Annotated in this window: 23 protein-coding genes; 10 read left to right on the top strand and 13 right to left on the bottom strand. The window is 70.9% G+C overall.

The annotated features are described in order from the left end of the window. The first annotated feature begins 160 nt into the window (after positions 1 to 160). Positions 161 to 811: a UdgX family uracil-DNA binding protein gene (locus FRANCCI3_RS00370; protein WP_011434551.1), complete on the top strand. Its 651-nt coding sequence runs from the start codon at positions 161 to 163 to the stop codon at positions 809 to 811. A gap of 73 nt (positions 812 to 884) precedes the next feature. On the opposite strand, the gene FRANCCI3_RS00375 is transcribed toward FRANCCI3_RS00370, so the two are convergent. The 5 genes from FRANCCI3_RS00375 to FRANCCI3_RS00390 all read right to left on the bottom strand — a co-directional run bounded on the left by FRANCCI3_RS00375 (position 885) and on the right by FRANCCI3_RS00390 (position 4680). Further along, the gene (locus FRANCCI3_RS00375; protein ID WP_023840613.1) at positions 885 to 1619 is read right to left on the bottom strand and encodes a L,D-transpeptidase; all 735 of its coding nucleotides are present in this window, start codon (positions 1617 to 1619) and stop codon (positions 885 to 887) included. A gap of 20 nt (positions 1620 to 1639) precedes the next feature. Further along, the gene (locus FRANCCI3_RS00380) at positions 1640 to 2440 is read right to left on the bottom strand and encodes a hypothetical protein (RefSeq protein ID WP_011434553.1); all 801 of its coding nucleotides are present in this window, start codon (positions 2438 to 2440) and stop codon (positions 1640 to 1642) included. Between the two features lie 264 nt (positions 2441 to 2704). After that, positions 2705 to 2845 (bottom strand): hypothetical protein, encoded by a 141-nt coding sequence (locus FRANCCI3_RS26540; protein WP_023840614.1) that lies wholly within the window; start codon positions 2843 to 2845, stop codon positions 2705 to 2707. Positions 2846 to 3364: 519 nt separating this feature from the next. Beyond that, complete coding sequence (gene pdxH, locus FRANCCI3_RS00385) at positions 3365 to 4168, bottom strand: pyridoxamine 5'-phosphate oxidase (protein ID WP_035729252.1); 804 nt, start codon at positions 4166 to 4168, stop codon at positions 3365 to 3367. A 116-nt stretch (positions 4169 to 4284) separates the two neighbouring features. Further along, positions 4285 to 4680 carry a toll/interleukin-1 receptor domain-containing protein gene (locus FRANCCI3_RS00390; RefSeq protein ID WP_011434556.1) on the bottom strand — a complete coding sequence of 132 codons (396 nt, stop codon included), beginning with the start codon at positions 4678 to 4680 and terminating at the stop codon, positions 4285 to 4287. A gap of 426 nt (positions 4681 to 5106) precedes the next feature. Between FRANCCI3_RS00390 and FRANCCI3_RS00395 the strand changes: the two genes are divergently transcribed. Together FRANCCI3_RS00395 and serC are read left to right on the top strand one after the other, a co-directional pair. Next, positions 5107 to 6216, top strand: a complete 1110-nt coding sequence (locus tag FRANCCI3_RS00395) for a citrate synthase 2 (RefSeq protein ID WP_011434557.1) — start codon at positions 5107 to 5109, stop codon at positions 6214 to 6216. Next, positions 6209 to 7333, top strand: a complete 1125-nt coding sequence (gene serC / locus FRANCCI3_RS00400) for a phosphoserine transaminase (protein WP_011434558.1) — start codon at positions 6209 to 6211, stop codon at positions 7331 to 7333. Before FRANCCI3_RS00395 ends, serC begins: the two co-directional genes overlap by 8 nt. A 103-nt stretch (positions 7334 to 7436) precedes the next feature. Here the strand turns inward: serC and FRANCCI3_RS00405 are convergent, their stop codons facing one another. From FRANCCI3_RS00405 to FRANCCI3_RS00415, 3 genes are all read right to left on the bottom strand, one after another. Beyond that, a complete protein-coding gene (locus FRANCCI3_RS00405; RefSeq protein ID WP_011434559.1) occupies positions 7437 to 8804 on the bottom strand; it encodes a citrate synthase in 1368 nt (455 codons plus the stop codon). Positions 8805 to 9041: 237 nt separating this feature from the next. Beyond that, positions 9042 to 9761: a response regulator transcription factor gene (locus FRANCCI3_RS00410; RefSeq protein WP_011434560.1), complete on the bottom strand. Its 720-nt coding sequence runs from the start codon at positions 9759 to 9761 to the stop codon at positions 9042 to 9044. Beyond that, complete coding sequence (locus FRANCCI3_RS00415; RefSeq protein WP_011434561.1) at positions 9752 to 11515, bottom strand: sensor histidine kinase; 1764 nt, start codon at positions 11513 to 11515, stop codon at positions 9752 to 9754. Before FRANCCI3_RS00415 ends, FRANCCI3_RS00410 begins: the two co-directional genes overlap by 10 nt. Before the next feature lie 374 nt (positions 11516 to 11889). On the opposite strand from FRANCCI3_RS00415, the gene FRANCCI3_RS00420 reads away from it, so the two are divergent. After that, complete coding sequence (locus tag FRANCCI3_RS00420; protein ID WP_011434562.1) at positions 11890 to 12321, top strand: MarR family winged helix-turn-helix transcriptional regulator; 432 nt, start codon at positions 11890 to 11892, stop codon at positions 12319 to 12321. A gap of 36 nt (positions 12322 to 12357) precedes the next feature. On the opposite strand, the gene FRANCCI3_RS00425 is transcribed toward FRANCCI3_RS00420, so the two are convergent. Then, a complete protein-coding gene (locus FRANCCI3_RS00425; protein WP_023840617.1) occupies positions 12358 to 13371 on the bottom strand; it encodes a Gfo/Idh/MocA family oxidoreductase in 1014 nt (337 codons plus the stop codon). 207 nt (positions 13372 to 13578) lie between these two features. Between FRANCCI3_RS00425 and FRANCCI3_RS00430 the strand changes: the two genes are divergently transcribed. Further along, complete coding sequence (locus tag FRANCCI3_RS00430) at positions 13579 to 14244, top strand: 2'-5' RNA ligase family protein (RefSeq protein WP_049760797.1); 666 nt, start codon at positions 13579 to 13581, stop codon at positions 14242 to 14244. Here FRANCCI3_RS00430 and FRANCCI3_RS00435 read toward each other — a convergent pair. Both FRANCCI3_RS00435 and FRANCCI3_RS28845 read right to left on the bottom strand, forming a co-directional pair. Continuing rightward, the gene (locus FRANCCI3_RS00435) at positions 14211 to 14726 is read right to left on the bottom strand and encodes a winged helix-turn-helix domain-containing protein (RefSeq protein WP_011434565.1); all 516 of its coding nucleotides are present in this window, start codon (positions 14724 to 14726) and stop codon (positions 14211 to 14213) included. The two genes, FRANCCI3_RS00430 and FRANCCI3_RS00435, sit on opposite strands and share 34 nt — an antisense overlap. Positions 14727 to 15083: 357 nt before the next feature. Continuing rightward, positions 15084 to 15164: a putative leader peptide gene (locus FRANCCI3_RS28845; RefSeq protein WP_347272474.1), complete on the bottom strand. Its 81-nt coding sequence runs from the start codon at positions 15162 to 15164 to the stop codon at positions 15084 to 15086. Between the two features lie 206 nt (positions 15165 to 15370). Between FRANCCI3_RS28845 and FRANCCI3_RS00440 the strand changes: the two genes are divergently transcribed. Together FRANCCI3_RS00440 and FRANCCI3_RS00445 are read left to right on the top strand one after the other, a co-directional pair. Then, the gene (locus tag FRANCCI3_RS00440) at positions 15371 to 16285 is read left to right on the top strand and encodes a sulfotransferase (protein ID WP_011434566.1); all 915 of its coding nucleotides are present in this window, start codon (positions 15371 to 15373) and stop codon (positions 16283 to 16285) included. Between the two features lie 57 nt (positions 16286 to 16342). Continuing rightward, positions 16343 to 16681, top strand: coding sequence for a DUF2530 domain-containing protein (locus tag FRANCCI3_RS00445; protein ID WP_011434567.1), 339 nt, complete (start codon positions 16343 to 16345; stop codon positions 16679 to 16681). Between the two features lie 28 nt (positions 16682 to 16709). Here FRANCCI3_RS00445 and FRANCCI3_RS00450 read toward each other — a convergent pair whose 3' ends face one another. Further along, a complete protein-coding gene (locus FRANCCI3_RS00450; RefSeq protein ID WP_049761029.1) occupies positions 16710 to 20267 on the bottom strand; it encodes a sacsin N-terminal ATP-binding-like domain-containing protein in 3558 nt (1185 codons plus the stop codon). A 187-nt stretch (positions 20268 to 20454) separates the two neighbouring features. Here FRANCCI3_RS00450 and FRANCCI3_RS00455 point away from each other — a divergent pair, with 187 nt between their 5' ends. The 3 genes from FRANCCI3_RS00455 to purM all read left to right on the top strand — a co-directional run bounded on the left by FRANCCI3_RS00455 (position 20455) and on the right by purM (position 24265). Continuing rightward, positions 20455 to 21267, top strand: a complete 813-nt coding sequence (locus FRANCCI3_RS00455; RefSeq protein WP_011434569.1) for a sterol carrier family protein — start codon at positions 20455 to 20457, stop codon at positions 21265 to 21267. 257 nt (positions 21268 to 21524) lie between these two features. Further along, positions 21525 to 23159: an amidophosphoribosyltransferase gene (gene purF / locus FRANCCI3_RS00460; protein ID WP_011434570.1), complete on the top strand. Its 1635-nt coding sequence runs from the start codon at positions 21525 to 21527 to the stop codon at positions 23157 to 23159. Next, positions 23156 to 24265 (top strand): phosphoribosylformylglycinamidine cyclo-ligase, encoded by a 1110-nt coding sequence (gene purM / locus FRANCCI3_RS00465; protein WP_011434571.1) that lies wholly within the window; start codon positions 23156 to 23158, stop codon positions 24263 to 24265. Before purF ends, purM begins: the two co-directional genes overlap by 4 nt. A 263-nt stretch (positions 24266 to 24528) precedes the next feature. On the opposite strand, the gene FRANCCI3_RS00470 is transcribed toward purM, so the two are convergent. After that, entirely contained in the window at positions 24529 to 24735 is a 207-nt protein-coding gene (locus FRANCCI3_RS00470) for a DUF3073 domain-containing protein (RefSeq protein WP_011434572.1), read from the bottom strand. Positions 24736 to 24914: the final 179 nt, after the last annotated feature.

The following is a 24914-nucleotide window of genomic DNA, read 5'->3' on the forward strand; positions in this document are numbered from 1 at the left end:
TATTTTGTGGGGGTGGTCCCGTGGTTTGCCCCGACCGCCGGGGGCCAGATATCCGGCCCCGGCACCCCCGGCACCCCCGGCACCGGGTTCCCGGCACACCGGGTCTCCCAGGGCTCGTGCGGACGGGCGAGGGCCCGTCCGGTTGAATCGGTGGATGAGCATGCAGCCCGTACACATACCACCACGGGCGGACCTGCCGACCCTGGCGGCGGCCGCCGCCGACTGCCAGGGATGCGACCTCGCACAACTGCCCGGCACCCGCACGGTCTTCGGGGTCGGCCCCGCGCATAGCTGGCTCGCCCTCGTCGGCGAGCAGCCGGGCGACATCGAGGACCGGCGGGGTGTGCCGTTCGTGGGCCCCGCCGGCAAGCTGCTCGACCGGGCCCTCGGCGAGGTGGGACTCGACCGTGCCGAGGTGTACACGACGAACGCCGTCAAGCACTTCCGGTATCGCACCGGCAACGGTCCGCGGCGGATCCATCAGACCCCGGACCTGCGGCATGTCACCGCGTGTCGTCCCTGGCTATCCGCGGAGCTCAACCTCGTTCGGCCGGCGATCGTCGTGATCCTGGGGGCTACGGCCGGCATGTCGCTGCTCGGACCGTCGTTCCGGGTGACGAAGATGCGTGGCCGGCTGCTCCCCGGGCCGGCAGGCTCCGGGGCTCAGCTGCTCGCCACGCTGCATCCCAGTGCGGTGCTACGGGCGGATCCTGCCCGCCGTGACGAGGTCTACGCCGGCTTCGTCAACGATCTGCGGATCGCCGTGGCGGCCCGTCCCACCATGGACCCGTCCGCCTCGGTGGACGCATAGTCCGTCCGGGCCCCGGCGATCCTCCACCGGGAAGGGCCTCGTTACCGATCTTCGTCTAGGTGACGATCTTCGTCTAGGCGACGATGTCGATCGGCGTGCCGAGGGGAACGGTCTGGGCGAGTCTGGTGATCGCGTCGTTGCTCAGGCGGATGCATCCGTGGCTGACGTCCTTGCCGATGAGCTTTGGTTCGTTCGTCCCGTGCACGCCGATGACCGGCTTGTGGCCGCCGAACGAGCTGAGTGATGTCGAGAAGCCGTTGAGCCCGAAGGCATACGGCCCGTACGGACCGTTCGGATCACGCGGCTTGAGCAGCTCCATGAGATAGAAACGCCCGCCCGGCGTCGGGGTGTCGGCGGTGCCGATCCCCACCGGCTCCTCGGCGATCTGCGTCCCGTTGCTGAACACCTGGAGTCGGTGCCTGCTGCGGGAGACAACCAGCCGGTACGGCGTCTCGGACGCGGTGACCTGGTCCGCCTTCAACCATCCGGTGCTGCCGTTCGGCTGCACCGGCAGCAGTACCTGCCACCATCCCGACAGCTTGGCCTGGACGAGGAAGACCCGCTTGACGCCGTTCTCATTCGGACTGGCCAGAGTGGAGGAGGGTTGGGTGTCGGTCGGGGCGCTGTAGACGTCGACGCTGGCACCCACGGCCGTGACCACGGTGCTCTTTCCCTGGCCGAGTCCGGCGGCGGCGGCGAGCTGGTTGCGCACCTGCGGGGAGAGATCGGTGGATGCGTTCCTGGCGCCGTCGCCGCAGCCGGTCAGCACGACGCCACCCAGGATGGCCGCGAGGGCGCCCGCGGCCATCCTGGGACCAGGTCCGGAGCTCATCGCGTGTAGTGCGGATCGGCCGGGACGGCGCTCGTGGCGGCGGGCACCGCGACGGGTAGCGGAGCGGGCGGTGCGAGCGGCGGCGGGGCCGATCCGCCCGTGCAGTTGGAGACACCGACCGTCGGCACGGTCACGAGCAGAACCTTGGTCTTGGCGTCCCAGGGGGAGCCGATTACCGCGAGTGCCTTCGAGGGGAGGTCAACGGTCTGCTTCGGCCCGATGTCCAGAATCCCGCCGTGCAGGCTGGTGTCGAACCAGCCGAATCCAAAGGCCTTGTCCGCGGTGTTCTTCAGTTTCCAGGAGGGGACGGAGCCGTCGCAGGTGAAGGTGAGGAACAACGGGTTGACGTCCATGTCGTCGATGCTGTTGATCTGCTTGTCCAGCGGGACCTTGAAGGGCAGCAGGTCGAGGAAACCATCGAGTGTCGGCTTGCCGGTGCCGTTGGTCGGGGTCGCGGAGGACGCCGCGCTCGCCGTCGCGTCCAGAATCAGAGCCGCGGCGTCGGTGGGCGTGGCGCTCGGCGTGGCGCTCGGATCGAGGCTCGCAGTGGCGGTCGGGCCGGCCGACCCGGTCGGCTTGCCCGCCGAGTCCAGGCCGGCCAACGGCCCTGTCTTCGGGGTCGCCGTCGGGGTGTCGGAGACGAGGGGGGACGGACTCGACTGGGTGACGGCGGCCGTGGCCGTCGCGATGGCGGTGGGCGACGGTTCCGGAGTTTCGGCGAGCGCCGGGGAGGCCAGTGCGATGGTCGCCATGCCGAGAACGCCGGCCACCGCGGCACGCATTCTGGTGATACGCATAAATCCGTCTCCTCGACGTGTGCCGAGCACGTTGATTGCGGGCAGGAGCGATTGCAGCCAAGAAGGTAGCAACGCGCCGTTCGTCCCCGGCGGGCCGGGTCCGGCGTAGCGGAACTGTTGGGTCGAAGAGGGACGGAGGACGGGCGCGACCCCTTTGTCGATCATGGAGTTCTCGACACTTCATGTTCGACAGGGAAGGGGAATGGGCCCGGGACGCCCGCACCGGGCGGCGTTGGAAAGAGCTGCCGAAGCCTGGATCCAGGCTCACTGGCGGCCCTCGACGCCGCCCCACACCGCCCGACATGGCGGGCGGGCCGGGTACGGCGCGTGCTCACGGTAGATGGAACGACGATGCGCCCCCAGCACGGCAGCCGCCACGTGCACCTGCCCGAAGGCCTCGCCCACGCCTGCGGCGTGCTCCTGACACAGGTCGACGTCGACGAGAAGACCAACGAAAATCCCTTTGTTCTCCGCGGTTTAGGCCAGATTCCTGACCTGACCGGCGTCCTGATCACTGCTTTCCCGGCCCCGCCCTCACACGCCCAGGCGGCAGGATCAAACGGCCACCAGCTCAACACACTGGAGCCCGGGGAACCGTGCCCGCAGAGCCTGGCAGATCTGCTCCGGCCTCCACCGTATGGCGAGGTGGTCCTGGATGAGGTCCCGCAGCTACGAGTTACGGATGATCTTGCTGGTGTCCGAGAAACGGGCCGCACCTCAGTTCACTCGCGTCAGCATTTCGTTGTCCGGTGCCGTGGACCAGTAGCACGGGAACGAGAACAGTAGTCACAGCTACAACGGAGAGCGCCCAGAAGGCAGGGTCTTCTCGATGCGAGGACGGGGCCCAGCCAGAGCCACCGGAGCCGGCACCTGTGGATTTGTGTACGCGCCCTCAGCCAAAGTTCTCCCAAGATCGGCGAGACTTCAAGGGGCGAGGCGTTCGACGACCCAGAGATCTTCGGCCGCGGTCGGGACGCCGCCGCCCGCATCGCCGCCGCCCGCATCGCCGACCCGGACACCGGTGGCGTCCGGGTCGGCGACGGCGAGGGAGTCCGTGCCGCCGCCGTCGGCCGGTACCGACACCCGCCGGTACCGCAGCCGGTCGTGCAGCCGGTCCGCGCGGCCCTGCCAGAACTCCACGGTGTCCGGCACGATGCGTAGCCCACCCCAGAACTCCGGTGTCGGCACCCGGGTGCCCTCGGGCCAACGGGCCGCGAGCTCGGCGGCGCGGTCGTCGAGCACCGTACGGGACTCGATGATCGTCGACTGGTGGCTGGCCCAGGCGCCGAGCTGCGAACCATGCGGACGCGACTGGAAGTAGCGTTCCGTCTCGGCCCGGCTCACGCGCTCGATCGATCCGATGACGACGACTTGGCGCTCGAGGGCGTACCAGGGGAAGACCAGCGAGCCGAAGGGGTTCTCGGTGGCCTCACGGCCCTTGCGCGAGGCGTAGTTCGTGTAGATCACGAAGCCCCGCTGGTCGAACCCCTTGAGCAGCACGGTCCTGGCACTGGGCCGCCCAGCGGCGGATGCCGTCGCGAACACGGCCGCGTTGGCCTCCGGAACGCCTACCCCGGGGGTGGCCGCGTCGATGAACCAGGCGGCGAACTGTTCGACCCAGGTCGGCGCGAGATGCTCCGGCTCCAGACGACCGGCGCGGTAGCCCTGGCGGAGCAGGGCGGGATCGGGGACGTCCAGATCGGGGACGTCCGGGTCCGGACCGCCCACCGGCGGCTCGTCGGCAGCGGAGGCTGGGGCCACGCCCCGATCCTGCCAGGCAGGCCGCGCACCCCAGCGGGACGGTCCCGAGAGTGATCCCGCCGGGCCAGGGTCCGTCGTCCTGGTCAGGAGAGCTCGGCCAGGATCTCGCGGACGCCGAGGTCCCAGCGAACCGTGAGGTCGGTGCACCGTCGGCCGGCCAGCCGATATGGCGCGTCGCCGCCCGACGACCCCGACAACAATGCTGGTAGCAGGGTGATACCGCGAGCGGCGAGATCATCGGCCAGCGCGGGCAGCCATTCCTGGACGATCCACGGCGTGTGGATTCCCAACGTTGAGTATCCGAGCACGAGAAAGTCGGCGACGGCGAGCGTCTCATTCATGAACATGGACACGGTGTCGCCGATGCGTATCTCCCAACGGTCCAGGTGCACCGCGTGCCCCGCCGCGCCGATCGCCCGGCCCAACCGTTCGGCGGGTGCGATGTCCGCTGCGCGATGACTGATGAAGACGAACGCCATGATCCTCCCGTCGTGTTCGCGCTGCGTGACTGCCGCCGGTCAGGCGTTCCAGGCACGAGGCCCGACCGTAGCGCGGAATGATCTCAGTTGACCAAACTTTCCATTCACGACTTTCGGCATATTCGTATAAATAGTAATATGATAGATAAAACTGCTGTGACTTACGTCATATTTTATGGGTTTCGCGTTGCCCGGTGCGTCGGTCTGTGCGCGGTCGGCCCCAGATAAGGGTTGGATGGAGCATCGCGGGGCACCTGCGCCCTGGCGCGCTGGGAGGCCTCACGGCAGGATCGGACGGAGCAGCACCGACGAAGCAGGCAGCACCGACGAAGCAGCACCGACGAAGCAGGACGCGGACGGGCCGCCGGCGGGACCATAGAGACAGAACCGGTGGGACCAAGAGACAGAAGCGGAGATCCGGACTCGATGGCCGAGAAAACAAGCGATTTCAAGCCCGGTCTGGAAGGTGTGATCGCCTTCGAGACGGAGATCGCCGAGCCGGACAGGGAAGGTAGCGCGCTGCGTTACCGCGGCGTCGACATCGAAGACCTTGTTGGCAAGGTCGACTACGGCCACGTCTGGGGGCTGCTGGTCGACGGGGCGTTCGAGCCCGGACTGCCGCCGGCCGAGCCCTTTCCGGTCCCGGTGCACTCCGGTGACATCCGGGTGGACGTGCAGAGCGCGCTCGCGATGCTCGCGCCCTACTGGGGCCTGGGCCAGCTGATCGACATCACCCCGGAGCAGGCACGGGACGATCTTGCCCGGGCATCGGTCGTGGCGTTGTCGTTCGTCGCCCAGTCCGCGCGGGGCCTTGGTCAGCCGGCGGTGCCGCAGAAGGAGGTTGACCGGGCCCGGACGATAACCGAGCGGTTCATGATCCGTTGGCGTGGTGAACCGGATCCCAGGCACGTCCAGGCCGTGGACGCCTACTGGGTCTCGGCCGCCGAGCACGGCATGAACGCCTCGACGTTCACCGCCCGGGTGGTCGCCTCGACCGGCGCGGACGCCTCGGCGGCGCTGTCGGCTGCCGTCGGTGCGCTGTCCGGTCCGCTGCACGGCGGTGCTCCGTCCCGGGTGCTCGCGATGCTCGACGAGGTCGAGCGCACCGGCGACCCCCTCGGCTACGTCCGCCGCGCCCTGGACCGCAAGGAGCGCCTGATGGGCTTCGGGCACCGGGTGTACCGCGCCGAGGACCCGCGGGCCCGGGTGCTGCGCCGGACCGCTCGTGACCTGGGCTCGACCCGCTACGAGGTGGCGGAGGCGCTGGAGGCCGCCGCGATCGAGGAGCTGACCAATCGGTTCCCGGATCGCCCGCTGCGGACCAACGTCGAGTTCTGGTCGGCGGTGGTGCTGGACTTCGCCGAGGTGCCGGCCCATATGTTCACGTCCATGTTCACCTGTGCCCGCACCGCCGGCTGGAGTGCCCACATCCTGGAACAACAACGCACCGGGCGGCTGATCCGCCCGTCCGCGCGGTACGTGGGCCCCGCTCCGCGCCCGCTCGGTGACGTTCTGCCGGGGGTCAGCCGTGGCTGACGCTCCCGCGATCGTGCTGCCCGACCGGCTGCGTCCCCGGGACGGCCGGTTCGGCTGTGGCCCGTCGAAGATCCGTCCCGAGGCGGTCGAGGCCCTCGCCACGAGCGGGGCGACCTACCTCGGCACCTCACACCGGCAGAAGCCGGTCAAGAGCCTGGTCGGCCGGGTGCGGGCAGGCCTGTCCGAGCTGTTCTCCCTGCCCGAGGGCTACGAGGTCGTGCTCGGGATCGGCGGCGCCACCGCCTTCTGGGACGCGGCAGCCTTCAACCTCGTCCGGACCCGCTCCCAGCACCTCGTCTTCGGCGAGTTCGGGGGCAAGTTCGCCGACACGACGAAGGGCGCGCCGTTCCTGGCCGCGCCGTCGGTGATCTCCTCGCCGCCCGGTACGCATCCGGACTGGGCGCCGGAGGCGGGCATCGACGTCTACGCCACTCCGCACAACGAGACCTCGACCGGTGTCGCCCGTCCGGTCCGCCGGCCGGTGGGTGCGGACGACGGCGCCCTGCACCTGGTCGACGCCACCTCGGGGGCCGGCGGGCTGCCGGTCGACGTGCGCGAGGTGGACGTCTACTACTTCGCGCCGCAGAAGAGCTTTGCCTCCGACGGCGGCCTGTGGGCGGCGCTCGTGTCCCCGGCGGCGATCGACCGGCTCGCCGAGATCGCCGCGACGGACCGGTGGATCCCGCCGTTCCTCGATCTCACCACGGCCCGGGACAACAGCTCCAAGGACCAGACCTACAACACCCCGGCAGTCGCGACGCTGTTCCTGTTCGCCGACCAGATCGAGTGGATGCTCGCCCAGGGCGGGCTGGACTGGTGCGTGCGGAGGACCGCGGAATCGTCGTCCATCCTCTACACCTGGGCCGAGAAGACCTCCTACGCGACACCGTTCGTCGCCGACCCGGCCGCGCGTTCACAGGTCGTCGTGACGGTCGACTTCGAGGGGGTGGACGCCGCCGCCGTGGCCAAGGTGCTGCGCGCCAACGGTGTCGTCGACGTCGAGCCCTACCGCAAGCTCGGCCGCAACCAGCTGCGGGTGGCCTGCTTCCCGGCGGTCGAGCCGGCCGACGTCGAGGCGCTCACCACGAGCATCGACTACGTGGTCGAGCACCTGTAGGTGGTCGAGCACCTGTAGGCGCCGGGAACCGGCGGGAGCCGCCGGCCAACCACAAGGGCCGGGGCCGCGGGAGACGCCGCGGCCCCGGTGGGGCCGCATCCGGTCAGCGCAGCGGGCGCTCCGGTGCCGCCTGGGCCGCCTGGGCCGCGATCGGGTCGATCCCGCTGTCCCCGACCCCGCTACGGTCGTCTATCGGGACATACGACCGCTGGTCGTAGCCGATGTACAGCTGGCGCGGTCGGGCGATCTTCTGCTCGGGGTCGAGTAGACCCTCCTCCCACTGCGCCAGCCATCCCGGCATCCGGCCGATGGCGAACAGCACCGGGAACATCTCTACCGGGAAGCCCATCGCCTGGTAGATGATGCCGGTGTAGAAGTCGACGTTTGGGTAGAGCTTGCGCGCGACGAAGTACTCGTCCTCCAGCGCGATCCGCTCCAGCTCCATGGCCAGGTCGAGGAACGGGTTCGTGCCGGTGACCTTGAAGACCTCGTCGGCGACCTGACGGATCACCCGGGCCCGCGGGTCGTAGTTCTTGTAGACCCGGTGGCCGAAGCCCATCAGCTTCTTCTTGCCGTCCTTCACCTGGGCGATGAAGGCGGGGATGTTCTCGACCGACCCGATCTCCGAGAGCATCCGCAGCACCTGCTCGTTGGCGCCACCGTGCAGCGGACCGTAGAGCGCGGAGATCGCGGCGGCGGCCGCCGAGAACGGGTCCGCCTGCGAGCTGCCGACCGCGCGCATCGCGTTGGCCGAGCAGTTCTGCTCGTGGTCGGCGTGCAGGATGAACAGCACGTCGAGGGCGTGCTCCAGGTTGGGGTCCGGCTCGTACTTGAGCTCGGTGGCCTTCCACATCATGTTGAGGAAGTTGCCGGCGTAGGACAGGTCGTTGTCCGGGTAGACGTACGGGAAACCGACCGAGTGCCGGTAGGAGAACGCCGCCAATGTCGTGATCTTGGCGATCAGGCGGACGATCTGCAGCCGGCGCAGCCCCGGGTCGTCGATCGTCTTGGCGTCCGGGTAGAAGGTCGACAGCGCACCTACCGTGGAGACCAGCATGCCCATCGGGTGCGCGTCGTGGTGGAAGCCGTCGATGAACTTCTTGATCGACTCATGGACCAGGGTGTGATGGGTGATCTCGTCTTCCCAGGTCGACAGCTCCTCGGCGGAGGGAAGCTCGCCGGCGAGGAGCAGGTAGGCGACCTCGAGGAAGCTGCTCTTCTCCGCCAGCTCCTGGATCGGATAGCCGCGGTAGCGCAGGATGCCGGCGTCACCGTCGATGTAGGTGATCGCACTCCTACAGCTCGCCGTGTTCGTGAAGGCGGGGTCGTACGTCATCAGCCCGAAGTCGTCGTCGCTCGTTTTGATCGAGCGAAACGCACTCGCACGTACCGCGCCGTCCGTAACCGGTATCTCATACGTTTTTCCGGTGCGGTTGTCGGTGACGGTCAGTGTGCTGACCTGCTCGGACACGCCGGGCTCCTCTCGCTGTGGCGGTGCCGCAATGACGGCACTAGCCCAAGTCGGGGCGCGCGTCCGGGTACGGAGCGCTCACGCCGGTTCGCTGGCTCACATGGTTGTTCCCAAGTTTGGCCGTTCGTGCCTGCACATGCCCGTGATCGGTGAGCTCCGTCCCACGTGTGCTACACCACCCCCGGTGGGACAGAGTCTCCCGTGGCTGCGCTCGGGGTTGGAATCACGCTTCGATGGTCACCGCGGCTCGCCCAACCGGGTGGACCGCTCCTCGCAGAGCGAGGAGCGGTCCTCGCCGCCGGCCTCGCCGCCGGTGGCTCGGAGCCAGGCGAGCACGGCCAGCACCCGACGGTTGTCGTCCGCGGAGGCCGGCATCCGCAGCTTTGTGAAGACGTTGGCTACGTGGTTCTCGACGGTCTTCGGCGCCAGATGGAGTTTGGCGCCGATGCCCTGGTTCGATCGTCCCTCGGCCATGTGCCGGAGCACGGCCCGCTCCCTGGCGGTGAGGCGTTCCAGTTCGTCGGCCCGCCGGCGATGGGCCAACAGGCCGGCGATGACCTCCTCGTCGACGACGAGCCGGCCGCTGACCACCCTGCGTAACGCGTCGTGCAGCGCGGTGATGTCGTCCACCCGGTCCTTGAGCAGATATCCGATGCCGCCGCCCCCGTCGCCCAGCAGCCGCAGCGCGTACGGCGTCTCGGCGTACGTGGACAGCACCAGGATGCCCATCGCGGGATGGGCCGCACGTATCGTCTCGGCCGCTATCAGCCCCTCGTCGGTGAACGTCGGAGGCATCCGGATGTCCAGGATGACGGCGTCGGGCCGGTTGCCGGCGAGCTGGTCGATGATCTCGTCCGCAGTCCCGGCCTGCGCGACGACCTCGACTCCCGCGGCGGCCAGCAGCATGGCCAGCCCCTCGCGGAACAGGGCCGAGTCGTCCGCGACGGCTACCCGCACGGGATGCTCGCAGTCAGCCGGGTGCCGCCGCCGGACGGGCTGACGATGCTCAGGTCGCCGCCGAGCGCACGTACCCGATCCGTGAGACCCGCGAGCCCGCCACCCTCGACCACGACGGCACCGCCCTTACCGTCATCGGTGACTTCGATCAGGATGCCGCCGTCCACGCACCGGACCGTCACCCGGACCTGGGCCGCCCCGGCGTGTTTGACCGTGTTCGTCAGCGCCTCGCAGATCGTGTAGTAGGCGCCGGCCTCCAGGATCGGCTCGAACCGGACGGTCGGGATGTCGAACTCGACCTTGACGGGGAGGGGCTCGATCACCACCTCCAGGGCTGGGCGCAGCCCACCCTGACTCAGCATGGCCGGGTGGATTCCCCGGGCCAGACTGCGCAGGTCCTGGAGAGCATGATGCAGATCCTCGCGAGCGGCTTCGATGGCAGAGATCGTATCGGGGTCGGAGGTCTTTGTCCGGGCGAGTCCCAGTCTGGTGGCGAGGGCCAGCAGCCGTTGCTGGACGCCGTCGTGCAGATCGCGCTCGAGGCGGCGCCGTTCGATCAGGCCGGCCTCCACGATGCGGGCCCGGGAGGCGCGTACGGCGTCCAACTGCGCGGCCACGGCGGCGTGCAGCCGGGCGTTCTCCAGCGCCATGGCGCTGGCCTGCAGGGCGACCGTGACCAGGTCGCGGTTGCGCTCCTGGGCGGCGGTGGCGGAGATCAGCGCCAGTGGCGCGCCCGACGAGGTCGTCACCGGCACGAGCAGCCGGCCGGCTCCGGGGCGGGGCGGGGTGGCCGTGGCGCCGTCGGCGTCGACGTGCCGCCGCTCCTGCGGCATCCATAGGAAGAGCTCGGCGGAGTCGTCGTGCAGAGCCGTACGCAGGATGTCCCGTACGGCCGGGACCGTCGGTGGCATCGGCAGCGTCGCCAGGATCTGGGCGATGCGGGCGCGGGCGAGCTGGCGGCGTACGCCTGCCGCGGCGAAGGCCAGGGGGATGGTCAGCAGCGCGAGCGCGATGAGGATGAAGGCCGGCGGGACGTAGGCTCCGCTGGGGTTGCAGACGAAGATGTTGACCGTGGCGGCGAGGGTGAACGCGACCAGCAGCGCGATGGCGACCGGTCCGAAGATCCGGCGGTCGAGCGCGGAGTAGCGGCGCAGCCGCACGCGGACGACCCAAAAAAAGGCCGCGGCCAGCACGAGGGTCAGGCTGTCGAGGACCCAGATGATCTCCTCGAAGGCATCCCGGTCGATCGGCGAGCCATACCACCAGACATTTCGGGAATATCCGAACCAGGTCGGGTCGGAGATGCCGACCAGTCCCAGGTTTGCCACCGGGATGAGGAGGACGGCGCTCGCCAGCAGGGCGCGCTCGCGGTTGCTCTGCAGTCGCCCGACCGGATATCGCAGCGCGCCCCAGCCGAGACAGACCCAGAAATGCGTGTAGGCGAACGTGGAGATGAAAGCCGACGGACCCTCGTCCCACGCCACGGTCCAGGTCAGTGCCCACAGCAGACCACTGAAGATCATGGCTCCGGTGGCGCTGCCCAACGCGTCCTCACCGTTCAGCAGCACTCCGGTGAGGACGAAGGTGAGCGCCACCGAGACGTTGATGCCCGCCGTCACCGGGTTGTCGGAGAATGCCGGCCACTGGCAGGCGACCGTTCCGGCCGTGGTGGCCACACCCCCGATGCCGAAGCACCATGAGCGGTGGCGGGCGGCGCAGGCGGCCAGCCGGCGGGGTACACGCGGATGAGGCACCTCAATCCACCGTATGTAGCCGGAATCTCACCGAACAAGCGTCGCACATGGCGACCGGGGGTTTCGAGGGTTCCCCCCTAATCTCCCGGCGGCAACCCCCCGAAGAACTCTGGAGCTGCCCCCGAAGCCAGCGGTGGCATCGAAGGTGGAGGCTGGGAGAAACGGGTCGGTGTCCCTCGGGGACCGGGCCTTCGGGGCCGGGTCTTCGGGGTCGAGCCTTCGGGGTCGAGCCTTCGGGGCCGGAGCTCGCGAGAGGCCGCCTGTGGTGGTGGGTCGGCTGCCGCTGGGGGGTGGCCGGCCCACCTCCTGCTGTTTTCGGCGGTTCACCAGAATGTCATTCGTTTCTGAGTGTCGCTAACGAGTACCGTCGTGAGATGGAGACCGAGACGGCACGTGAGGCCGAACTCGCGTCCGCGCTGCGCCTGTCGGTGATGCGGCTTTCCCGGCGCATGCGCCAGGAGCGGTCGAGCCGGCTCACCCCCACGCAGACCTCCGCGCTTGCCACGCTGGAGCGGCACGGCCCCATGACGCTCGGGGAGATCGCCGCCCACGAGCGCGTCCAGCCGCCGTCGATGACCCGGGTGATCGCGCATCTGGCCGTCACCGGGCTCGTCGAGCGCCGGCCGCATCCCACCGACGGCCGTCAGGTGATCGCCGAGGTGACCGAGGCGGGTCGAGCCCTGCTCGAGGACGACCGTCGGCGCCGGGACGAATGGCTGACCGATCGGCTGGCCGAGCTCTCACTCGAGGAGATCGCCGCGCTGAACCGCGCCGCACCGATCCTGGACGCGCTTGCCGGCTCGTAGGCTGCCCGCCGATCCGAGCATCGTTCCGACCGCCGTTCAGAGCTCCACCCAACCGCCCTGCTGATGGGAGGTCTGCGCGGCGGCCATCAGGTGGTTCGCGGTGAGCAGGTCGTGGAAGGTGGCGCCGCGGACCAGCCGGGCGTCGTCGAGTTCGGTGGCACGCACCACGTCGTAGGTGGCCTCCATCAGCCCCGGCCGGGAGGTCGGTACGGTCGGCATCATCAGATCCCGGATGCCGCTGCCGTCCTGGCGGCGGACCAGACGGCCCCGGACGACGATGCGTCCGGAGTCGCCGCATACCGTGAGGGTGGCTGTGCCGAGGTTCCCGCCCATCTGCTCGTTGATCAGGACCGTCGCGCCGCTCGCCGCCAGCAGGGCCAGCGTCACCGGTGCGTCCGGGGTGAGCGCCGGGGCGGGCATCGCGGCCGGATCGGCGCAGACCGCGAGGATCTCGCCGCACCAGCGCATCGCCAGATCGATGATCTCGACTCGCCCGGCGGGCCCGTTCGGCGCGCCCACCACGGTCATCTGGGTGAGCCGGCCCAGGGAGGGAACGGTCGCCGCGACGTGGGTGGCAGCCGGCCAGGCCCGCCCGTCGAGCGCGACCACGTGGGCGAGATCACCCTCCTCGGCGAGGTCGGCGACCGCGCGCAGGGCCTCGGCCTCGACGGTCGCCGGCCCGGCCAGGAGCACGTGCAGGCCGATCTCGGCCGCTTGCCGGGCGACGATGTCGGAGGCGGGCGGCGGCATCTCCACGCAGACCGCCTCGATGTCGTCCGAGAGCAAGGTGAGCAGATCGGCGTACGCCCGTCGGACACCCGCCTCGGCGGCCCAGGCCAGGGACTCCAGCGGCTCCGGGGCGAGGAGACCGACGACGTCGACCCCGGCATCGCGCAGCACCTCGGCGGTAGTGCTGTCCGAGCCGTCGGTGACCAGGGCCATCGCGAGGGGCAGGTCCGGCTGCCGCCGACGCACGACGCGCCGCAGCTCCCGCCAGGCCTGAGAAAGGGCGGGATCGCGCGGCGGCACCAGATCGGGGAGCGTCGTCACAGCATTGATAGTGCTCCCCGTCCGGTGGCGAGGGTCGCCGGTCAACCCGATTGTCGCCGAGAACCGATCGGAGGCCGAGCGCTCGCCATCCGAGCCCGGAGCAGGTCCGTGCCGCACTGTTCGTCTCGTCCCAGGGAGACTGTCGTCTCGTCCCAGGGAGAGGGAGCCTGTCGTTCCAGGGAGGTTGAGCTGGCAACCAGACTGTTCGTGGCGGCCGTCCCACCCCCCGAGGTCGCCGAGGCGCTGCTCGCGGCCGTGCGCAGGACGCGCGCCGCGGCGGCGGATCTGCGCTGGACCACGCCGGACCAGTGGCACGTCACGTTCGCCTTCCTCGGGCCGGTGCCGGACGACCGGCGCGCCGAGCTCGGCGTGAGACTGGCGCGGGTGGCACGCCGGCACGGCCCGTTCGCCGTCGAGACGGTCGGCGGCGGACGGTTCGGCGATCGGGTGCTGTGGACCGCGGTGCGGCAGCCACCGCCGGTGACCGCGGACGCATCCGTCGACGGCATTGCCGCGGCCGCCGCCGCGGCCGCCGGTGACGTGGCAGGCTCGCGAGCCAGCCCACGCCTGACGGCGCTGGCGGTCGGGGTCCGGCGGGCCGCCGAGCGTGCCGGGGCGGCCCGCCGGAACACCCGTCCGTTGCGCGCACATCTGACACTCGCCCGGGTGCCGAACGGACGCGGGCGAGCACTGGAACCGCTCGTCGAGCTGTTGCGTGCCGATGTCCCACCGCTGCCCTGGAGCGTCGAGCGGCTCATCCTGATGAGCAGCTCGGGCGGCGGCGAGTCCGGATCATCCCCCACCTACCGGGCGGAGACGGTCTGGGACCTCGTCGGCGGTCAACCGTCGGTCGAGGGATCCGCCGGGCGGTAGCGGTAGCCCACGCGGCGGATGGTCTCGATGCGGTCCCGGTGCTCCGGGCCGAGCTTGCGCCGCAGCCGCGTCACCAGGACATCCACCGTGCGGATGTCGGGAGCCGACTCGTCGTCGACCTGATGGCCCCAGACCGAGCAGAGCAGTGCCTCCCGGCTGTACGCCTGCCCGGGATGGCGGACGAAGAAGTCCAGTACCTCGAACTCCAGGTAGGTCAGCTGCAGGGTCCGGCCGTCAACGGTGGCGAGCCAGGCGGTGCGGTCGACCCACACCCCGCGCTGGGGCGGCGGCGCGATCTCCCACTGGCCGGTCCGGAGGCCGGCGTCGGGCGTGTGCGTGGGCGCCGTCGCGGGCAGGGACGGTCTCGGCAGGGACGGTCTCGGCCGGGACGGTCGTGGAAGGGACGCCGCCGGAACGGACGCCGCACGGGAGGGCGCGGTGTGGGGCGTCCGGTACGGGAGGACGGTCGTCTGCGGGGGCATTGCTGGCCTTTCGGTCAGGTTTCTCTCGGTCACCGAAGATCGGGTGGGCGGCGAGATGCCGTCGACGTGTCAGCGTTCTGGCCGGTGGGTCCGCCGGGTACGCGGCGCGGTGGCGCGAAGATGGTGGCGGTGTCTCTCACCGGCGGCGGCGGGGGAGGGCGGGGCCGATGTTGTTCGGGGGAGGTCGGCATGTGCAGCTACCAGCGATGACGCTGCCCGGTGGGGCTTTCCTGGCGATGCTTGCCGGTTCGCGCGAGACGAGGCAACGTCGGTTGACAGACGGTGGCGTGCCCTGGTGCGGCGTCCGGACCGACTGACGCTTCGTGAAGCGCCGTGCGGGAGGTAGGCGGCTGCCCGTCAGGCCGCCGGACAGGCGGCCGAGGCAACGCGGAGCAGATCAATGTGGCCCCGGGTGACCAGGATCAGCCGCTTCAACACAAGAGCAACGGAAGCACACTGCTCCGGTGGTCGCCAAGCATTGAAAAGTATGACTTATCTCACCTCTTGGTCTTTCGGTGGAATCCGTGGTGCATGACGCCGGCCGTGGAGGTCCCGGGATATCCATCTTCCCGATGGAGAAGCGTGAATATACTCACGGACTGTTCCAGGAACCGCGGCCGGGGACGTCAGGAACAGGAGATGCCGTGGCTCTGCCTGATTTCTTCGTGATCGGTGCTCCCGACGCGGGTACGGAGGTCCTGCACGAGGAACTCGGCCGCCATCGATCCGTCTTCATGTCCGAGATCCCGCAACCGGGGTACTTCCTGGCCGGGCGCATCCTGGAAAGCGGGCTCGACGTCACCACGGCAGGCCGGGCCGGCGTCGTCTGTTCCGTTTGGGACAAAGCCGGCGGGAGTGCCGGTCGTCCGGGCTGTGTGGCTCGCGCCGGGCCGGGCGAGCGATCACCTGTCCGTCGGCGATCCGACTACGAGGCGCTGTTCGACGCGGCTCCGGCGGGTGCGGTGCGCGGCGAGAGCACCCCGTACTATCTCGCCGACTTCACGGCGCTGCGGCATATTCACGAACTGCTTCCCTACGCGAAGCTCATCGTCGTTCTTCGTGATCCGGTGGAGCGGGCCTATGCGAACTGGGTCCGGATGCGGCTGGCCGGTCTTGAGGACCTCGACGATTTCGAACGTGCCGTGGCCGCCGAGGCCGCCCGGACGGCCGCGTGCTGGCCATGGCCGTGGCGCTACCTGGCCCTGGGCAGGTACGGCACGCAGCTGCAGCGGCTGTTCACGCTGTTCCCCCGCGAGCAGGTACTCCTGACGGCGCACCGCGATCTGATCGGGGATCCCGCCGCCGTCATTCGACGGGCCCACGGTTTCCTGGGGGTCAAGCTGGGGGTCAAGCTGGGGGTCGAGCGCCGAGGCCGTCCCGGGCCACCCGGGACGTCCGTGCCGACGCCCCCGTCCGTGCCGGCCTTCCCGGCCCCCCGGCTGGATCCGGCGATCGGGGCCCGGCTGCGGGACGGGTTCCGTTCCGATATCGCCCTGCTGAGCGACGTGACGAGACGCCGGTTCGACGAGTGGCTCGTCGAACCGGCGGACGACTCCTGACTATCATCCCGGCCGCGAGCAGCCCGGCCGCGAGCCGAGAGGGTAGCGTCGAGCGGGATGAGCGTCTCAGCAAGCAGCGATTCCACGGGTGGTGCGCACGCCCCCGAGGTACCGCCCGTCCCGGAGGGCGGCGAGCCCGCCGCGACAACCCGCCCGTCCGCGCCCGAACCGTTGCCCTACGACGGGGTCGCCTCCGTCGCGGTGGGAACCGTGCTGTGGGCCATCGCCGCGCTGGTCATGGCGTTCTTCCTCGACGAGCTGCGGGGCGACGGCCGGCTCTGGTGGTTCGCGACGGCGATCTGCGGCTTCGTCCTCGGGCTCGCCGGCCTGTGGATCGTGATCCGCCGCCGCAACCGGCTGCGGGCGCGGGGAAACCCTGACCACGCGGATCGATAGTCCGGCGACCGGAACCCAGCGGCGCGGCTCAGGTCTCGTCGAGGTCGTCCTCCGCGGCTCGGAAGGCGGCACCGTCGGGGTCGCGCAGCGCCGCGGCCAGCGCATGCCGCCGGTCCCACTGCCCGCCGCGCCAGGCCAGGGCCCGCGCGAGCGCGTCCGAGCCGGCCTCGGCATCCACGTGGATCTCGCCGCCGATCCCGCCGAGTACCCGCCAGGGCACCCGGGTTGGCCTGCCGGCGAGATCCTCGACCAGCAGCGGGTCGTGAACCCGGTACGGTGTGCCGTCCGGTGCCTGCCGGGCCTCGCCGGGGCCCGCCGAGGCGATCTCGCAGGTGCCCGCCTCGGCGGTGAGGCGCACGCCGAGGACGTGGGCCACCTCGGCCGCCCGGTCCAGCGGGAGACGCAGCCCGAAGCGGTCCGCGCCGAGCAGCCCCAGCATGTCCGGTGCGTCCACCACGACGACGTCGGCGCAGGCCCGGACGCCGTCCGGGGTGCGGACGGTCAGCGGCGGGTCGAACCGCCCGTCGTGGGCGGAACCGTCCGGCGCCGTCAGGACCCGGGCCACCGCGTCGACCGCGGCGATGTACAGCGTGCGAGCCGCGGGCCACGGCACGTCCCGGTCAACGTCGCCCAGCCGGTCGAGCAGGTCCATCACCGCGCCCAGGTCGCCGAGGACGTCCTCCAGCGTCAGCCGGCAGCCGAGGTGGCGCAGGAACTCGTCGTCGACCCCCGGGAGCGGTGCCGCCGGCGCGAACAGCCCGGTGAGCAGGGGGTCCGCGTCGGGTAGGACGAGCTCGCCCGGAGGCAGAACCCTGCTGTCCCGGTGCGCCGGGTGTTCCGCGGAGCGCTCCGCCGGGTGTTCCGCGGAGCGGGGCACCCGGCCGTCGCCACCGACGGGCAGCACCGCGTGCCGCGCCAGCCACCAGCGCGTATAGGACGGCTCGGGGGCGAACACGATGTCCCGCAACGGTGGTCGGGCGAGCTCGGCGAGCGCCTCGGGCCAGGCGGTCCGGTCGACGAGTTCGAGGTCGCGTACCGCCGCGAACACCCCGATCATGGCGGGTGCCGGTGGCCCGCCGGGAGGCGGCCGACGCAGGTTCGCCGAGCCGCCCGGCGCGCCGTGGTCGTCCGCCGCGACGTCGTCAACCCAGATGTCGCTGTCGTCGAGGTCAAGCAGGATCTGCTCGTCGGGATCCAACGGCAGGTCGTGGGCGTGCAACACCCCGAAGGTGCGCAGCACACCGACCTTCGCCAGTACCTCGGCGGGCCAGGCCCGCGCGACCTCGGCGCTCAGGGTGCCGAAGGGCGCGTCCTCGGCGAGCACCCGATCCAGGGGGCCTCCCTGGATCAGCAGCTCGCCGGCCGGGGTGAAGTCACCGTCGCCGTCCGGCAGCAGCAGCTCGTCGAGCCAGCTCAGGTCGGCCGCGGACTCCTCGCCCGCGTCCCGGACCAGCGCCAGCACCGCGTTCGCCAGGGCGGTGAGATCATCGGGATCGTCCTCCGGATCGGCGTCCAGGACCGCCTCGCGTACCGCCGCATCCCTTAGGACACCCGCTGGAGTGCCCTCAAGCGCGCCGAGGGTGCGCAGGGCATCCCGCGCCGCGTCCTGGGCGCAGGCGTCGGGATGCACGACCCGCAGCGGCAGCCCCGATCGGGCCAGCGCGACGATGTCGAGGTCGGCGGTGGGCAGCAGGGTCCCACGCGGACCGGTGACCATCCGCGTCCGCAAGGCGCTGGACCCGGCTGCCCCGCGCGGCTCGGTGTCCTCCCAGGGCGCGGGAACCTCCGTGACCGGTACCGGAAGCGCGCCGAGCGCATCCCGGTCCGGCGCCCCGACCAGGAGCGGATAGAGACGTCCCCACCAGTGTGGCGGGCGGGGCACCCCGGAGAGCAGCTCGACTAGGGCGGCGCTGTCCACCCGTCGAACGCCCAGGGCGGAGAGTGCGGTACGCCACCGGCGGGCCGCATAGGCCGCCGGGAGCAGGCCGGGAACCTGCCCATCGACCTTCGCCGCGACGGTGTCGTCGCTATCCGGACCCGCCCCGTCCGTGCCGGCGATCTCGGCCGGGTCGGCCTCGGTCCAGGCCTCGGCCGGGTCGGCTCCGCAGGAGCGCAGCAGCTCGGTGACCGCATCGGTCGCGGGGCCGAGATCGCAGACGGAACAGTCCCGGCCACGCAGACCGGCGGGCAGCATCGCCGCGTCCGGGAGAAGTCGGGTCAGCACGTCCCGTAGCCTGCCGTCGACTTCGCCCACCGGCAGCCCCGTCGGCACGAGGGCCAGCGCGGCCAGCGGGTCGCCGGGTGTCTCGTCTGGGTTCCTGCCGGCGTCTGGGTTCCTGCCGGCGTCTGGGTTCCTGCCGGCGTCTGGGTTCCTGCCGGCGCCCAGGTATTCGGCCAGCGCCACGGTGGCCGCGCTCAGCTGATCGGTGAGCCAGTCTCGTAACGGACCCGATACCGTGTGTCGACGCGAGGGATCCAGTGGCAGCTCGACGCTCGCCAGGATCGGCAGCGAGATCGGTTCGTCCGTCGGCTGAGGTGCCCGCACGACCCGGGCGACGCCCTCGGGCCATCCGCCGTCGCGGACCATGACCCGGGCGGTGAAGCGGTTCCGGCCGCGCTCCTCTACCGGGCGGTCGGCCAGCAGGTTGGCCGGGATCACGCCGCTACGGGCGATGCCGCGCCAGCGCTCGCCGTCGAGATCGGCGATCTCCACGCGGGTCGCCGTCACGCCCGGCGCGGGCTGGGATGAGCCGCCCCCGCGGATCCATCGACAGGTGATCGTCCGAACGGCTCCGTCGACGTCAACCACGATCTCGCTGGGACCGCCGAGGACGAGCGGCAGGGTCGGATCGAGCCCGGCCAGCAGATCCCGGGCCGCCGTGGCCGCCGCGACGTCCCGCAGCGGGAGGCGGATCACGGTGTCGTACCCGTCCGGCGGTGCGGGCGGCGCGGGAAGATCGAATGGCAGCCGGAGGATGGGTACCGCCCCGTCGCGCCGGGCCAGTTCTTCGGTCAGGCCCGGCGCCGGCGTCGTGGTGCCGGCGCAGCCCACCCCCGCGGCCGTCACGGCCTTGATCACCCTGCTCTTCGACCAGGTGACTCCGGACGCCCTCCCGCCCGGGCGGGACCGGGAGACGATCGAGGGATCGTCGCTCACCGCGAGCACTGCGGCGAACCCGGCGCCGAACCGCCCTACCGACGTGGTGTCCCGTTTCGCCGAGGCACGCAGGGTCGACAGCGCCTCCACCCCCGCCGGGCTCAGCGGTGCCCCCGTGTTGGCGATCTCCAGCAGGCCCCCGGGACCGGCGCCGGTCTTCGAAGCATCCGGAGCATCCGACTCCGAAGCGGAGGTGCGCAGCCGCAGGTACACCCGGGCCGGGACGCCGGCCTCACGCGCGGCGTCGACCGCGTTCTGCACAAGTTCGACGACGAGGCGGTCGCGGTAGGCGCCGAGAGCCGCGTCCTCCTCGGCATTGGCGTCTTCCCGGAAGCGGGCCGGGGAGGCGGCCCAGGCGTCAAGAACCCGCTGCCGGATCGCGGCGGTTGCGTACTCGTCGGCGGGAGCGCGCGGGATCGTCACTGGCACCCGTCCATACTCGTCTTCCTGCCCGGCAGGGCGGGGGATCGGGTCCGGCACACCGGCGCGCGCGGACAGCCGGATATAACCGCGTACCGGTTTGTACCGGTTTGTACTAGATGTTATCGGGTGGTGCCTGGTGGTATCTGGCAGGTAGGCTATCCGGCCGGGACGCGGCGCCGGGCAGGATGGAGGGGTGCCACCCCGCGGACGCCGCCAGGATCCCAGGGCGACCGGTACCGAGCTGGCCGCGACGTTGGCGGACCAGTGGCAGCGGATCGTCGATGCGGTGAGTGTCCTGCCCGACGGGGCCCTCGGGGTGCCGAGTCCGCTGCCCGGCTGGACGGTCGGCGACCTCGTCCTGCACGTCTCCCGCTCCGCGTCCGCGCTCACCGAGGCCCTGGCCCCCGCGGTCCCGGCGTCCCGGCGCACGACGGATCTCGTCACGGCGAGGGATCTCGTCACCGCGAGCGGCTACCTGACGGGCGCCGGAACCCGGACGGAGGCCGTCGCGGACACCGCCCGCTCGCTGGCGGCGAACCGTGGGCCGGCCGAGATCAGAGGCCGGCTGGCCGGCGAGGTGTCGGCCGCGGTGGCCGCCATGGCCGCGGTGACTCAGGAAGCGGTGGTCCCGACGCCGGGCGGCCCAATGCGACTGGCGGAGTTCCTGCGCACCCGAGCGGTCGAGGCGGTGGTGCACGGCCTCGATCTAGGCGTCACGCCGGTCCGGGATGCGCTCAGGGCGGCGACGAAGGTGTTCGCGGAGATGTTCGCCGAGCGGGCACCCGGACGCTCGGTGGAACTGCGGGTGCCGCCGTTCACAGCCGTGCAGATCGTCGAGGGTCCACGCCATACCCGGGGCACACCGCCGAATGTCGTCGAGGCCGAACCCGTCGCCTTCGTCCTGCTGTGCGCGGGCCGCCTGCCGTGGGCCGAGGCGGTGGCCGACGGCCGGGTCGCGGCCAGCGGCGAGCGCGCCGACCTCAGTTCCTACCTGCCCCTCCTGTAGATGCGGGTTGGCTGGTCCGGATGATCTACCAGGGACGATCTGGTCCGTCCGGGCATGCGCGCACAACGGCCGATGCGCGTCCTCACTGCTAGCGTGGTGGAAGGTAGCTGCCGGGGTGAGGCGGTGGTCGGAGTGGTCGGCGCGTCTCGGCACGTCTCGGCACGTCAGCGGACGAGCCCGGCACCTCTGTGGTCCCGCATGGTCCCGCGCGAGATCGTCCGCATTCTTCGGTGTCCCTGACCTGTCGAGGAGTCCTGGTGCCAGACGTCGCACCCCGCTTCGGCGCCACCCCCGGATGGGAATCAGACCTCTCCGACGAGCCGGGGCCGCGTGACGCCTGCGGTGTGTTCGGGGTGTGGGCGCCCGGTGAGGACGTGGCGAACCTGGCCTACTACGGTCTGTACGCGCTGCAGCACCGCGGGCAGGAGGCTGCCGGCATCGCGGTCGGGGACGGTCGGACCGTGGTGGTCTTCAAGGAACTGGGGCTTGTCGCTCAGGTCTTCGACGAGGTCACCCTGTCCAGCCTGAGCGGCCATGTGGCGGTCGGTCACACCCGGTACTCGACGACGGGCTCCTCCACCTGGGAGAACGCCCAGCCGTCGTACCGCACCGCCCGCTTCGGCGGCCCCATCGCGCTCGGGCACAACGGCAACCTCACCAACATCGTCGAGCTCGCGCGGACGCTCGGCGCGGAGCGGGACCGCCTGCGGGCGACCACCGACTCGGACCTCATCACCGCCATGCTCGCCGACCATCCCGGCCCGACCCTCGTCGACGCGGCGATGGACGTGCTGCCCCGCCTGACCGGGGCCTTCTCGCTGGTCTTCTCGGACGCCTCGACGCTGTATGCCGCCCGGGACGCGCACGGGATCCACCCGCTCGTGCTCGGCCGGCTCGACGGCCATCCCGACGGCGCGTGGATCATCGCCAGCGAGACGGCCGCCCTCGACATCGTCGGCGCCACCCTCGTACGGGAGATCGTTCCCGGCGAGCTGGTCGTCATCGACGCCGAGGGGGTGCGTTCGCGCACGTTCGCCCGGCCCGATCCGCACGGCTGCCTGTTCGAGTACGTCTATCTCGCCCGCCCGGACACGTCGATCGCCGGACGTTCCGTGCACGCCACCCGGGTCGATGTTGGCCGGCAGCTGGCCCGCGAGGCGCCGGTGGAGGCCGACCTGGTCATCCCCGTGCCGCAGTCCGGGGTACCCGCCGCGGTCGGCTACGCGGAGGAGTCGGGTATCCCGTTCGGTGAGGGCCTGGTCAAGAACTCCTACGTCGGGCGCACCTTCATCCAGCCCTCGCAGACGATTCGGCAGCGCGGGATCCGGCTCAAGCTGAACCCCCTGCGGGATGTGATCGAGGGGCGTCGCCTCGTCGTGGTGGACGACTCGATCGTCCGCGGCAACACGCAGCGCGCGCTGGTGCGCATGCTGCGGGAGGCCGGCGCCGCCGAGGTCCACATCCGGATCTCCTCGCCGCCGGTACGGTGGCCCTGCTTCTACGGCATCGACTTCGCGACCCGCGCCGAGCTGATCGCCAGTGAGGCGGGCATCGAGGAGATCAGAGCCTCTCTCGGGGCCGACTCGCTGGCCTACGTCTCGTTGGAGGGCCTCGTCGAGGCCTCCCGCCAACCGGCCGGCACGCTCTGCCGGGCCTGCTTCGACGGCGTGTACCCGGTTCCGCTGAACGATTCCGACAAGCTCGGCAAGCATCGGCTGGAGGCGACGGGCGGCGCGGAGACCACCGAGGACATGATCGCCGAGGCGTTGCGGCGCGGCGTGACGCTGGGCATGAACGGTGCCGATCCCTCCCCGGACAACCACGACGCCGAGCCTGAGCCCGAGCCCGATCTTGAGTCCGAGCCCGAGCCGGCCGGGGTGAGGCCCGCATGAGCGGTGGATTGAACTCGTACCGGGCGGCCGGGGTCAACGTGGCCGCGGGCGAGCGTGCCGTCGAGCTGATGCGCGGTCACGTCGCGCGCGCGATCCGGCCCGAGGTCGTCGGTTCGCTCGGCGGATTCGCCGGCCTGTTCGCGCTGGATACGGCGCGGTACCGTCGGCCGCTGCTCGCCTCGTCGACCGACGGTGTGGGCACCAAGATTGCCGTTGCCCGGGCCCTGGACACGCACGACACCGTGGGCATTGATCTGGTCGCCATGGTTGTCGACGACCTCGTGGTGTGCGGCGCGGAGCCGCTGTTCCTGCTCGACTACATCGCGTGCGGCTCCCTGGTCCCCGCGCGCGTGGCCGAGATCGTCTCCGGCATCGCAACCGGCTGCGAGCAGGCGGGGGCGGCGCTGGTCGGCGGGGAGACCGCCGAGCACCCCGGGCTCATGGGTAGCGACGACTACGACCTGGCCGCGACGGGGGTCGGGGTCGTGGAGGCCGACGACGTGCTCGGGCCGGAGCGAGTCCGGCCCGGGGACGTGGTGGTCGCGATGGCATCATCCGGCATCCACTCCAACGGCTTCTCGCTCGTACGGCATATCTTGTTCGGTCCTGTCGATTCTGGCCAGCCCGGTGGGATTCCCGAGACCGCGCGGGAGGATCTGGAGGCATACGTCCCGTCCCTGGGGGGCACGCTGGGCACGTCCCTGCTGGTTCCGACCCGCATCTATGCTCGGGACTGCCTGGCGCTGGCCGCGGCTGTCGAGGTGCACACCTTCGCCCACATCACCGGCGGCGGTCTCGCGGCGAACCTCGCCCGGGTCATCCCGCCGGGCCTGCTGGCCACGGTGGACCGGGCGTCGTGGTCAGTGCCCCCGATCTTCGGTCTGCTCGCCGAGCGCGGCGAGGTGACCCAGGCGGACATGGAAGCCACCTTCAACCAGGGAGTCGGCATGGTGGCGGTCTTGCCGGCCACCGCGGTCGCCGACGCTCTCGCGCTGCTCGCCGCGCGGGACGTGCCGGCCTGGGTGGCAGGGGAGGTCGGCACGGCGGACGCTCCGGAGCCAGCCGGCGTGGCCAGGGCCCGGCTCGCCGGCCGGCATCCACGCTGAGGCGGCCCGTCCGGGACAGCACGTCCGGGACAGCACGTCCGGGACAGCACGTCCGGGCAGGGCAGCCCCTCCGGGCAGGTTGGGCAACCTGTCCGGGCAGCCTGGGCTGATCAGGAGTGAACTGGCGAAGAAGCATGCAGCGCGGCCAACATCACGGCAGCACGTTATGGCGGTGGGAGCCCGGGCCTGAGCCCGGACGACCACCGTCGGCGACGACCACCGCGGTGAGCCTGCCGCGGTGAGCGACTACCGAAGCGACGCTGTCAGCGGGAGGAACGTCGATCGTCCTCGTCGTCTGCGTAGGCGTCGTATCCGTAGTCGTCATCTACGTACGAGTCGTCGTTGTTGTTCTCGCGCGTCGAGCCCGCGCCCAGATCCGCCTTCAATCGGTCGAGATCCATAGTGGGCGAGTTGTACTTGAGCTCGCGGGCGACTTTCGTCTGCTTGGCCTTAGCTCGGCCGCGCCCCATGGCTCGACCCCCTCGAACATGACGACGGGGACCCGCCCCGGTGCTCTCACTGTCTCGTGCTTCCCGAGACTACAGGGACCGGAGGCTTCTCGGCACGCCAACCCGACAGTTGCCTGTCCCCGGACAAGGTGTCCGCGATCGGAAACGGTGTATGAACCCGCTTGTCCGGTGGGTTCGAT

It is taken from the genome of Frankia casuarinae (assembly GCF_000013345.1).
In the GTDB taxonomy this organism is placed as follows: Bacteria; Actinomycetota; Actinomycetes; order Frankiales; family Frankiaceae; genus Frankia; species Frankia casuarinae.

Excerpts from the sequence above, each read along its gene's own strand:
- purM (WP_011434571.1), top strand. The coding sequence starts at position 23,156 with ATGAGCGGTGGATTGAACTCGTACCGGGCGGCCGGGGTCAACGTGGCC.
- FRANCCI3_RS00435 (WP_011434565.1), bottom strand. The coding sequence starts at position 14,726 with ATGCCCCCGCAGACGACCGTCCTCCCGTACCGGACGCCCCACACCGCG.
- FRANCCI3_RS00395 (WP_011434557.1), top strand. The coding sequence starts at position 5,107 with ATGGCCGAGAAAACAAGCGATTTCAAGCCCGGTCTGGAAGGTGTGATC.
- FRANCCI3_RS00470 (WP_011434572.1), bottom strand. The coding sequence starts at position 24,735 with ATGGGGCGCGGCCGAGCTAAGGCCAAGCAGACGAAAGTCGCCCGCGAG.
- FRANCCI3_RS00445 (WP_011434567.1), top strand. The coding sequence starts at position 16,343 with ATGAGCGTCTCAGCAAGCAGCGATTCCACGGGTGGTGCGCACGCCCCC.
- FRANCCI3_RS00370 (WP_011434551.1), top strand. The coding sequence starts at position 161 with ATGCAGCCCGTACACATACCACCACGGGCGGACCTGCCGACCCTGGCG.
- FRANCCI3_RS00375 (WP_023840613.1), bottom strand. The coding sequence starts at position 1,619 with ATGGCCGCGGGCGCCCTCGCGGCCATCCTGGGTGGCGTCGTGCTGACC.
- FRANCCI3_RS00390 (WP_011434556.1), bottom strand. The coding sequence starts at position 4,680 with ATGGCGTTCGTCTTCATCAGTCATCGCGCAGCGGACATCGCACCCGCC.
- FRANCCI3_RS00420 (WP_011434562.1), top strand. The coding sequence starts at position 11,890 with ATGGAGACCGAGACGGCACGTGAGGCCGAACTCGCGTCCGCGCTGCGC.
- FRANCCI3_RS00380 (WP_011434553.1), bottom strand. The coding sequence starts at position 2,440 with ATGCGTATCACCAGAATGCGTGCCGCGGTGGCCGGCGTTCTCGGCATG.